The sequence below is a fragment of the Alteribacillus persepolensis genome, from assembly GCF_900099605.1.
GTDB lineage: Bacteria > Bacillota > Bacilli > Bacillales > Marinococcaceae > Alteribacillus > Alteribacillus persepolensis.
This window is the reverse complement of the sequence record NZ_FNDK01000010.1, coordinates 106,733-114,997: the sequence shown is the minus strand read 5'-3', so window position 1 is coordinate 114,997 and position 8,265 is coordinate 106,733. Positions and strand designations below refer to the sequence as shown.

General features: G+C 44.8%; 10 protein-coding genes. All 10 read right to left on the bottom strand.

Annotation, left to right across the window (positions count from 1 at the left end; translation table 11 throughout):
- Positions 1-451 precede the first annotated feature (451 nt).
- The 10 genes from BLT18_RS09880 to BLT18_RS09835 all read right to left on the bottom strand — a co-directional run bounded on the left by BLT18_RS09880 (position 452) and on the right by BLT18_RS09835 (position 8,261).
- Positions 452-1,129 (bottom strand): OmpA family protein, encoded by a 678-nt coding sequence (locus tag BLT18_RS09880; protein ID WP_175487461.1) that lies wholly within the window; start codon positions 1,127-1,129, stop codon positions 452-454.
- Between the two features lie 379 nt (positions 1,130-1,508).
- Entirely contained in the window at positions 1,509-1,814 is a 306-nt protein-coding gene (locus BLT18_RS09875) for a hypothetical protein (RefSeq protein ID WP_091273521.1), read from the bottom strand.
- A gap of 18 nt (positions 1,815-1,832) precedes the next feature.
- Positions 1,833-3,362, bottom strand: a complete 1,530-nt coding sequence (locus BLT18_RS09870) for a hypothetical protein (RefSeq protein ID WP_091273519.1) — start codon at positions 3,360-3,362, stop codon at positions 1,833-1,835.
- A gap of 20 nt (positions 3,363-3,382) precedes the next feature.
- Positions 3,383-4,105, bottom strand: a complete 723-nt coding sequence (locus BLT18_RS09865) for a pilus assembly protein TadG-related protein (protein ID WP_175487460.1) — start codon at positions 4,103-4,105, stop codon at positions 3,383-3,385.
- 40 nt (positions 4,106-4,145) lie between these two features.
- Positions 4,146-4,577: a TadE/TadG family type IV pilus assembly protein gene (locus tag BLT18_RS09860; protein ID WP_091273516.1), complete on the bottom strand. Its 432-nt coding sequence runs from the start codon at positions 4,575-4,577 to the stop codon at positions 4,146-4,148.
- A gap of 3 nt (positions 4,578-4,580) precedes the next feature.
- The gene (locus BLT18_RS09855) at positions 4,581-4,799 is read right to left on the bottom strand and encodes a hypothetical protein (protein WP_091273515.1); all 219 of its coding nucleotides are present in this window, start codon (positions 4,797-4,799) and stop codon (positions 4,581-4,583) included.
- 7 nt (positions 4,800-4,806) lie between these two features.
- Entirely contained in the window at positions 4,807-4,986 is a 180-nt protein-coding gene (locus tag BLT18_RS09850; RefSeq protein WP_091273513.1) for a hypothetical protein, read from the bottom strand.
- A gap of 57 nt (positions 4,987-5,043) precedes the next feature.
- Positions 5,044-5,985: a type II secretion system F family protein gene (locus BLT18_RS09845; protein ID WP_091273511.1), complete on the bottom strand. Its 942-nt coding sequence runs from the start codon at positions 5,983-5,985 to the stop codon at positions 5,044-5,046.
- A 3-nt stretch (positions 5,986-5,988) separates the two neighbouring features.
- The gene (locus BLT18_RS09840; RefSeq protein ID WP_091273509.1) at positions 5,989-6,921 is read right to left on the bottom strand and encodes a type II secretion system F family protein; all 933 of its coding nucleotides are present in this window, start codon (positions 6,919-6,921) and stop codon (positions 5,989-5,991) included.
- Complete coding sequence (locus tag BLT18_RS09835) at positions 6,918-8,261, bottom strand: CpaF family protein (protein ID WP_245705236.1); 1,344 nt, start codon at positions 8,259-8,261, stop codon at positions 6,918-6,920. Before BLT18_RS09835 ends, BLT18_RS09840 begins: the two co-directional genes overlap by 4 nt.
- Positions 8,262-8,265: the final 4 nt, after the last annotated feature.

Genomic DNA, 8,265 nt, shown 5'->3' with positions numbered 1-8,265 from the left:
ACTCAAGGGTGATTTATTTTAAATGGGTATGTACCACACATGTAGATGATATTGCCTTAGCTGCTACCATGATTTTTACTTTATAAATTTGATTAGACAATCAAAACAAGAAATATAACACTTTTAGGATGTAGGGAAAATTATAAGACGTGTAAAGATAACATATTTAGGACATCACTCAAAGATTCCACAAGAAAGCTTCTGCTACATAGGTAATTAGTGTATATCAAAAGTGTTTATGGCAGACTAAAATTGTAACATTCGTAATCTAATTTCTGATATTCCACCAGACAAAAAAGAGCCACTTGCCAACCTCCAAAAATAACTTTACACTCCTCGTTGGACCAACAACGTTCAGCAGGAGGTTATTAGGAGATGTTAGCAATGGCTCAGATTGATTATAGCTGTCTTTTTCTACCGTCTTCTCCTCTCTCCATCACCGACGTGCCATTTACGCTTCCTTTGGTATGATAATCATTTCGACTCGGCGGTTTTTTGCGCGGTTTTCTTCGTTATCATTGGGAGCAGCCGGCTCTCTTTCCCCAAATCCTTTCGTTGAAAAGCTGAATTGATCCAGCCCCTGTTCTTCTAAAAGGTAAGTCTCCACAGCTTCTGCGCGTTTTTGCGATAACTGCTGATTGTACGCCGCATCTCCTTGGTTGTCGGTATGTCCATGAATGCTAATATCTGCTGCTTCATATTGTTCGAGCTCACTGCTGATTTCTTCTAGTAAAACCCGCGCATCTTCACGAAGCATAGACTCATCAAAATCAAACAGGAGATGATCTGGCATGTTAATGATAACTTCCTCTCCTTCTTGGCTTACCGTTACTTCCGGTGCGCTAATTTCCGGTGCACTCACCTCGGGAGCTTCGACGTCAGGCGCAGATACATTGGGAGCAGATACATCAAACGGAGAATGGGAATCCTCTTCTTTCTCATCTGCTTCTTCTTTTTCCACTTCTTGTTTTTTCTCTTCTAGTTGTTCTTCCCCTGTGTCATGCTCTTTTGTTTCTTCTTCATCAGACTCCGCTGCAGGCTCAACGGAAGTATTAGGTTCCTCTTGTTTAGCACACGCAGCTAAAACCATTATAAGTAATACAAACAGAATCCCTGATTTTTTTAACATACCGGGTCCTCCTTTTAAGAAAAACGATGGTTGAGAAACCCACTCAACTACCGCCCTTGTCACCGTAGAAGCTGCTGCTTTAGAACGCATCTGCTGCAGACGGGACGGCTGCCGCGGGTATGGCCTCAGCCTCATGCTATTCGAGGGCTGCGGGCAAGTCCTGCAGGCTCGTCTATGGAAAGCTGGGCTTTCCTTTCCACAGCCTGCCAAGGGAGTCTCGAGCGAGCAGGCGCTTGCGCTGGACCATGAAAACACCAAACTCGTGTACTTTCTTGCCTTGTTAGAAAAACACAGCTTGCCACCGCATCTTTACGGTGGAAGCTGTTCTTTTCTTCTTTTGTTATTCGAGTCATTCATGTTTCGAAAAACGAAAGCAAAACTAGAACAACGAGCTGATAATCGGCCATCCATTTTTCCAGTCAACTAATAACACGCCGAATATGGATACCAATAGACCATTTCGAAGATGAGCGGATCTTACTTGTTTTTCTTTTGCATGCATACGAAAGAAATTGGTCATTGCAGCAATCAATAACACAAACATCAACAGCCTCACAGAGACACTCAGCCATGGAATGGTGAAAATCTCTTCTGCTGCCTCCGGGCTGATGCCAAATACAACAAAGGAAGCAATTCCTATACCAAAAAACAATACAACACTTACATTTAATAACTTCACTAACATACGTATTCCTCACTATCCTCATGAACGACTGTTTGTTTTTTCATCGATGTTATGTTGAAGCTGTTCCGTATCGACATGTTCTACGTTGCTTAAATTTCCTTCTGTCAAACGGTTCCAGCCATTGGAAAACATCTCTCCTAGTTTATGAAACCCATCTGTTATCGGTTTTTTGAAGTGATTTGTAAACACCGTCTGTTTGACTCCGTTGATCACATTGATGACTTGATTCATCGTTGTTTTTTGCTTTGGATTCAGTGCTTTACCAATGGTTTGATTGGCCATCGTCATCGAATGAGCTCCCATTGGGAAGAAGATAGATGTAATCAATGCACCTGTAAGAAAGGAAGAGAGAGCCAAACCATTGCCAAGTACCCAGTCACTAAGCGCAGCAGCACTTCCTCCTATCCCGGAAGCAGCCAGCACCCTTTTCCATTTATCCGCTCGAGCAAGAGCCATAAACCCGCTGCCCAGCCCAGCTAAGAGTCCACCGGTCAAAGTACCTGCAGCGATGTCCACCAGTGCCATTTTCATGTCAAAAGCTGAAGGATCATCCCACAGCACCATTACATGTTGAGCAAAGGGGATGCCTCCCCCGATGAGAAACCCCATTTTATTGGCAGCAAGAAATCCTGAAATGCTTGCCCAGCCGGCTGACAGCTTTGTCATCGCCCAGCCGGAAAAACTGCCAAACGCCAGATGCGCCCGTGCGCCCAGCATAAGGGCCATGCGTGTACTAAGTACCGCCCCGGCTATTTTTCCAGACAGCGGAATGAAGACAGTTCCTAATACAATTCCACTGGCCGTCAGTGCGCTAAAATTCTCTCCGCCGGCAATGGCTCCGTAAATCGCAGCACCCAGAGCACCAATTCCTGCCAAAACCGCTGCAGTGAGAAGCGTGCCGGCTGCAATAACTCCTAATCCAGCGAGCAGAAACGCACCGCCAATAATCGCAGCCGCAATGCCCACTCCAACCGCGAGTCCTTTAAGCAATCCTTGAGCCCAATCAGGCATCGCATTCCACGCGTCCACCGCTCCGCTTGATAACAAGTCAGCAAGAACCATTCCCCCGCCAATCGGAGAAAGGGCAAACATCCCTTTTCCAAGCGAACGGAAAAACTCTCCCGCCGAGGCAGGATTGGTTAACCCTTTGATGATATCTTCCAGCTGATTGCTGTATTCTTTTATTTTCTCGCCTAGATTGGGAGCCACACTTGATACGGCATCTCCCAGTGACTCACCTGCATCACCCATAAATTCCGCAACGGTGCTGCCTGCTTCTTGAACGACTTCTTTCCCCCAGTTCCAGATGCTTCCCCAAAAACCTGGGGAGTTTTCTTTTGGAGTGCCGCCAGGTATATCTCCACCGCCGCTATTGCCCCCAGAAGAGCCAGTATCTCTTCCCTGTCCCTCTGTCTGAGTTAATGTTGGCTCATCCTCGCCATAATCAAAATTGATGTCAGACGCAGCGGTTGTATTGACAGGAATGGCAAGAGGAAAGACAATACATAATACCATGAGGATAGCTGCTGTTTTATGTAGAACGGTCATGTCATCCCTCCTGTCCCATATCATTCATTACACGAACCAGATTGAAATTGAACGCCTTCCAAAATAGGAATGCCAGCAGACGCTTCTGTACGCATATCTCTTTCCCCTGGAGCAAATGCTTCATCAGGCACGGTAATAAATGTCGTTTCGGTGTCGACCGATACAAATATTTCAAAAGACCCACCGTATGGAAATTCCATTTCTGCTACTTCCTCCGCTCCATTTTTCTGGGCGAAATAATTTGCTTTGTCTTCAATATCAGACCAATTATTTTTAATAGCGCCACACATCATGCTGGTTATTTCCTCATCAGTAAAAAAGAAAAAAAGTGCTTCATTCGTTAATGGAACAGTGGCATCAATGATTTTATCTATCACTTCGTCCGGTGCATCTCGATTCTCTGCTTCCTCTCGAAGCTGTTCGTCTTCTGATGGAGCATCTTCTTCGGGTTCTTCTTCGCTGCCTTCCTCAACAGCATTTGCCTCGGCCTCATCATCGTCGTCATCGTCTTCTTCATCATTTCGTATCGCGTCTCTTATTCTTGTGGCAAAAGGGGCAAATTCTTGTTCCAGACGTTCTGCCAACTCTTCTTCATAAATATCTTTTGCTTCACTGGCAGCGGCAACTGCTGCAGCATCTGCTGCATTTTGACTGGCATTTTTATAGGCATAAGTAGAAAAGATATCAAAAAATACAAAAGCAAGAAAAATAAAGCAAACCACAACAATGAGTGAGATCATCATTGCATTTCCTCGCTCATTTCGCGCATAAGAAAGCTGTGATTTAATCATCTTCTTCAGATTCATAAGGCATCGTGGCGCTTCCCGTAATTTCATAATCCAACTCACCTACAAATGGTACATTGATCGTTTTTAGTGCAACATCCACATTAACGCTGACTTCTTCGCCGTATGAACTAGCGGTTACATTCTTAGGAATATCGAGAACATCAAGTCCTCGTGCCGAATTGTGCACCGCTGTATCAACGGCTGGATCTTCAATACCAGCTACAGCAGCAACTCTTGCTCCATCTCGTGCTGCCCCTTCGGCGACTACGACGGTATAGGCTACCAGCGCCATTTGCCAAACAAATAAGAAGGCAAAGATGATTAAAGGAAATACAGCGACGAATTCAATGAGCTGAGAGCCTCGTTCGTTTTTTACATATTTTAATAGATGCCGCATCCCATCTCCGCCTCCATGTTTTTCTTTCACCTTTTACCCTTCGGAGCCGATACCATTAATAAATTCTGCAATCTTTTCGGTAATTGCTGATGCAATGGTGCTGCCGTCTGACTCCCCTAAAGCTGTAACAACAATCCCAACCAATGCTACTCCTAGAAGTCCCAGCATGATCCACTCCATCGATACCGAACCTTTTTCATTATCCAGATACTTTCTGAACCATTGTTGTGCTTTTCCATACATGTTTGCCATATTGCATTCACTCCTCGTTGTTTTCATTTTCATCTTTCATGTCGTTTCTGTGACATACTGCGCTGCCGATAGATACGTACCGCAGCACACCACTCTCTGCTTTTTTAAAGCGCGGCTCGTCCGCCGCTTCATGTGTGTGCAGCTTGTTTTCTTTCCACAGGCAGCTGCCCCCTGATGCTCGTCCCATAAACAGCCTTCTCTCATTCCCATGTTTACATGAACCGCTTTTTCCTTCACATAAGATTTAGTTTAAGAAAATATCAAGACCAAATGCCTCAGGATTATACAGGAAGTTTAACAAAAGCAAACCAAGAACGAGTATAAATACAGAAGGAACAATGGTTAACGTCGTAATAACTGTCACTTTCGGACTGGCCTTTGCTGCCTTTTCTTTTGCTCGGAAACCTCTTGTGCTTCTTAGGTCGTCTGCCTGCACACGGAATGTGCGAGACACCGGAACCCCAAGTTCACCTCCCTGAATTAATGATTGAATGAGCATCTCCAGCTCTTGCGCATCATTTCGATACAGCAGATTTTCGTAAGCTCTCACCCGGGGTACACCAAGGTTAATTTCACGGCCGAGACGTTCGATCTCTTCCCCAAGCGGACCCCCCATTTGCCTGGCTACTTGCTGCATCGCTCCATCCAGTGATGCACCTGCTTGCAGCGACACACTCACCACATCAAGAAAGTCCGGAATTTCTAAACTGATCGTTTCCTGTCTTTCTTTTGCTTTCATACGCAGCCAAATATCTGGAGCGAAAAACATCGCCACAGGCAGCAGAATTAGTACATACAGAGCAAAAGGAAAACCCAGCACAAAATAAACCCAGCCAAAAACATAAGCAGAAATTCCGAGAATATAGCGCATGCCATAAAAATCTTGAAGCCTCAGCTGAAATGGGCTACCCGCTTTACTAAGCAAGCGCTCATACTGTTCGTGTTTCCCGAACAGCGGATACTTGACGGCGGTCGGACCAAGGTAGACCGCCCCTTTCACCACAGGTGCCATCATTGTTTCCTTCCACGGCTTTTTTTGCTTCTTCTTTTTTGCTTTTGTTCCTACATAGCTGTAAAACTGCTGTTTTTTAGCAACCGCCATCCATATATAAATAAAACCGATGAATAAGAAAAGCAGCACTCCGGCAATCAGCAAAAAGGCAAAACTTACTATTACATCATTCATTGGCTACACCCTTATGTCTGTGACCTTTTTAATTGCGTAAGAACTAATTACTAAGACGACGACAAAAACAGCTATCAAAATAAGGCCGAGCGGGGTAAACAACGGATTTAAAAAGCCGGGAATAAACAAGTTCAGCATAATGGCTGTAGCAATCGGCAATATCGGTAAAATGAACGCCACGTACTTCGATTCCGCTGTCACAGCACTCATTTCTTTGTGAACTCTTCCTCTTTCTTCGAGCGTTCCTGCCATCATCTCCATCACTTCTGCTAAATTCCCGCCAATCCGGCGTTGAATAAGCACCGTATTCATCATTACTTTTACTTCACGGCTGTCTACTTGTTCGATAAAGCGGTAGACGACACGCTCGAAACTATCGCCTAGACTGAGCTGTCTGGACATTTTCGCAAATTCCGGCCCAGCGGGAGCTTTTAATTCTTTTCCCGCCATAGTAATCCCTTGCTGTAAAGTCAGTCCTGCTTTCACCGTGTTGCCAAGCATCCGGCAGACGTCTGGAAGCTGCTGATTAAATGCTTCGGACCGCTTTTCCCGCTTTGTTTTCAAGTACACATTGGAACCAATTTTTACGATTACATAAGCAACAACAAGATCAATCGGGAACATAAGCTCTAATATGACACGGCTGATCAGCCACAGCACGAGGAACAATCCGATACAAATGGCAGCGTATTCGGAAGGCTTCATCGGGATTGCTCCTTGTTTTAATTTCTTGTCTAATTCCTCTGCCATTAATGACTCATCAAACTGATCTCCTAATAGAAAAATAAAACTGCGCCGTTTTTCTTCATCCTGTGTTTTAAACCATGTCTGGACCCGCCTGCGGGGCTTAGCCATTCGATACATTTTTACGATATAGTAAAGAAAAATCATAAACGAAAACAGGGAAAGCGTCAGCACAAGATATAAAGCTGTCATGCCAATTCACCTTCTTTAAAAAACACGTCTGGCAAGGCTTGTCCATAGGCGCGCAGCCGTTCCGAGATTTTCGGAACATAACCAGTCGCCTCAAAAGCACCTGTAATGCTTCCTTGCTCAGAAAAACCCATCTGTTTAAAACGAAAGATATCTTGAATACGGATTTCTCCATTTTCTTCAAATACTTCCGCAATAGCGACAATTCGGCGCGTTCCATCCATCAACCGCTCTGTCTGCACAATCACATCAAGAGCACCGACAAAATAACCGCGAATAACATCCACTGTCAGCGGAAGTCCGGACATAATCACCATCGCCTCTAAACGTCCGAGTGCGTCTTTCGGAGAGTTGGCGTGAACAGTCGTCAGTGACCCTTCATGGCCTGTGTTCATGGCTTGCAGCATGTCCAGTGCCTCCGAACTTCGGACTTCCCCGACAATCACACGATCCGGTCTCATGCGAAGCGCATTTTTTACCAAATGATTAATGGTAATTTCACCTTCTCCTTCCATGTTGGCCGGACGTGCTTCCATGCGGACAAGGTTGTCATAGCTAAAACGCAGCTCCGCCATGTCTTCGATCGTGACAATCCGCTCGCCTTGTGGTATCGAACCGGACAGAACGTTTAAAAGTGTTGTCTTCCCGCTGCCAGTTCCACCGGAGACGAGTATATTGGTTTTTGCTTTTACGAGTGCTTCTAAAAACTCGCCCATTGTTTCTGTTAACGTTCCAAAACTAATTAAATCCTCCAAAGAAAACGGATCTTTATTAAATTTACGAATGGAAATGATAGGGCCGTCGATGCTGACAGGAGGAATCGCCGCATTCACCCGGCTTCCATCTGGAAGACGCGCATCGACCATGGGGGAACTTTCGTCAATTCTTCTTCCAATTGGTGCGATAATCCGATCAATGATATGCCGGATATGTTCCTCATTTTTAAAGCGGACCGATGTTTTCTCTAGTTTTCCTTGCCGTTCGATGTAAATATCATCAGGACTATTCACCATGATTTCTGTAATGTCATCTCTTTCTAACAGAGACTCCAATGGTCCAAAGCCGACCGAATCATGAATAAGCTGCTGGATGATCTCGTTCATGTCGTGACTTGGAATAATGACTTTTTCTTCATCAATCATTTGTGACACGAGACGCTCAATACTCTGCTTTTTTTCCAGTGGAGGAAGCGTAATAATCTCTTCTAAATTCGCTTCTTTAATAAGCCTGTCTTTGTAGTGCCTCACCCAGCGGTCCACATTTGTGTCTTTAATCATACCTTTGTCTGTTTTCGTCCATTCCCTTGAAGACGAAGGTTGTTGAACTTTTTCCAGCCAAGACACAGCA

Excerpts from the sequence above, each read along its gene's own strand:
- BLT18_RS09880 (WP_175487461.1), bottom strand. The coding sequence starts at position 1,129 with ATGTTAAAAAAATCAGGGATTCTGTTTGTATTACTTATAATGGTTTTA.
- BLT18_RS09875 (WP_091273521.1), bottom strand. The coding sequence starts at position 1,814 with ATGTTAGTGAAGTTATTAAATGTAAGTGTTGTATTGTTTTTTGGTATA.
- BLT18_RS09870 (WP_091273519.1), bottom strand. The coding sequence starts at position 3,362 with ATGACCGTTCTACATAAAACAGCAGCTATCCTCATGGTATTATGTATT.
- BLT18_RS09865 (WP_175487460.1), bottom strand. The coding sequence starts at position 4,105 with ATGATGATCTCACTCATTGTTGTGGTTTGCTTTATTTTTCTTGCTTTT.
- BLT18_RS09855 (WP_091273515.1), bottom strand. The coding sequence starts at position 4,799 with ATGGCAAACATGTATGGAAAAGCACAACAATGGTTCAGAAAGTATCTG.
- BLT18_RS09850 (WP_091273513.1), bottom strand. The coding sequence starts at position 4,986 with ATGGGACGAGCATCAGGGGGCAGCTGCCTGTGGAAAGAAAACAAGCTG.
- BLT18_RS09845 (WP_091273511.1), bottom strand. The coding sequence starts at position 5,985 with ATGAATGATGTAATAGTAAGTTTTGCCTTTTTGCTGATTGCCGGAGTG.
- BLT18_RS09840 (WP_091273509.1), bottom strand. The coding sequence starts at position 6,921 with ATGACAGCTTTATATCTTGTGCTGACGCTTTCCCTGTTTTCGTTTATG.